At 34.9% G+C, this 1,356-nt stretch carries 1 protein-coding gene and 1 pseudogene; one reads left to right on the top strand and one right to left on the bottom strand.

Annotated features, from left to right (window positions below; translation table 11 throughout):
* Positions 1-295, top strand: a pseudogene (locus BMY80_RS12475) (transposase); the annotation flags it as partial.
* A gap of 426 nt (positions 296-721) precedes the next feature.
* Here the strand turns inward: BMY80_RS12475 and BMY80_RS11960 are convergent.
* The gene (locus tag BMY80_RS11960) at positions 722-1,084 is read right to left on the bottom strand and encodes a hypothetical protein (protein WP_093143969.1); all 363 of its coding nucleotides are present in this window, start codon (positions 1,082-1,084) and stop codon (positions 722-724) included.
* Between the last annotated feature and the right edge of the window lie 272 nt (positions 1,085-1,356).

Raw genomic sequence — 1,356 nt, forward strand, 5'->3', positions numbered from 1 at the left:
CAGAGTGCATGATGATTACTCAATCATAGGAAGTGAATTCTGCAATTTCCTGTCAACTGTTCTATCGTTTAAATTGATTAACAAATTTGATAAGGCTGAATTACTGAACACATTTACCTATAAAAAAATCATGTCAATTTTAAAAAGAGCTAAACAAGCCAGAATTAACTCGGGTGACTGGCAACTTATTAATATGAATCCGTCTCAGGTTAAGGTACTTCAAAAGTTGTCTCTTTTACCACAAGATGAAGTACCAACTAAAAGATCTCCTGGCAGACCAAAAAAGAATGTATAGTATTACGATTTGGGAAAGTTCTACTTAAAGTAACAGACATGTATAAAATTTACTTAAAAGAGGAAGATCAGCTAAAAATACTGATTTCCCAATTATCGCTCATTTAAATGAAGCTGCTAATTCTGATTTTATTCTATTCCTTCAGAATTTAAATAACGGAACAGGCAGCGGTTATGAGTTTACGTGTTCTAACTTTTGGGACGACCTGGATGAATACGACAAAAGTCAAATAAAAAAATTTGAAGGAATTGAAATTGTAACACAAGCAGATGAAGAAATTATTCTTTCATACGACGAGTTACTGTACTATGTTAAACTTATAAGAAAACGTATTATTACCGACAAACAAAGCGAGGCAATCATAGATAAATTAATTAGTGATTTTTCTAAAAAATATGTAGAAAAATAGCCAAAACTGTTGCCCCCCTAATCCTGACCTAATAACTCGGTATAATCATCCATTATGACTTCCGAGAATGGAATCCCCTCAATAACCCGACTTTCAAGTAAATCATGCATATCAGCGTACTTTCCTAACAATTCGTACTTACGTCTATGCTCAGATGATACTTCATCATCTCTCAATACTTTTTTGTATAGACCAAAAAGAACGTCTCTTCCATCAGGTAAGATCTTAATTTCATCTTTGTACATTGACCAAGTGTGTAGTCTGTACTCAGTTCCATGATATGAAAAATCGAGTCCGTACCAATGCCCCTCTGACGGACCCCATTCTCCTGTGTATTGAGACATGAATTCATCAAGAGACTTATATTCGTTCAATCGCATTTCGAATATCCTTCTAACAGCAATTCCACAGTTTCAGAGCCATTTTTAGGTTGGGTGTTCAGAACTGCTATTGCAAAAAAGCAGTTCAGCACACTCGACCTCAGAAAAAATGCCTATTTTTCATACTGTAAATATGTTCAGATAAACGCATTTTTCAAAGAAATACAGCATAAAATTCACTGTGTAAATTTTAATCGATATCGCCGAAACCGCATGAATACTGGGTTTCTTTAGGCTTTATCACGTGACAGCAGTACAACCGTCTCGACGTG

The sequence above is a fragment of the Ruminobacter amylophilus genome (assembly GCF_900115655.1).
GTDB classification, from domain to species: Bacteria; Pseudomonadota; Gammaproteobacteria; order Enterobacterales; family Succinivibrionaceae; genus Ruminobacter; species Ruminobacter amylophilus.

Excerpts from the sequence above, each read along its gene's own strand:
- BMY80_RS11960 (WP_093143969.1), bottom strand. The coding sequence starts at position 1,084 with ATGCGATTGAACGAATATAAGTCTCTTGATGAATTCATGTCTCAATAC.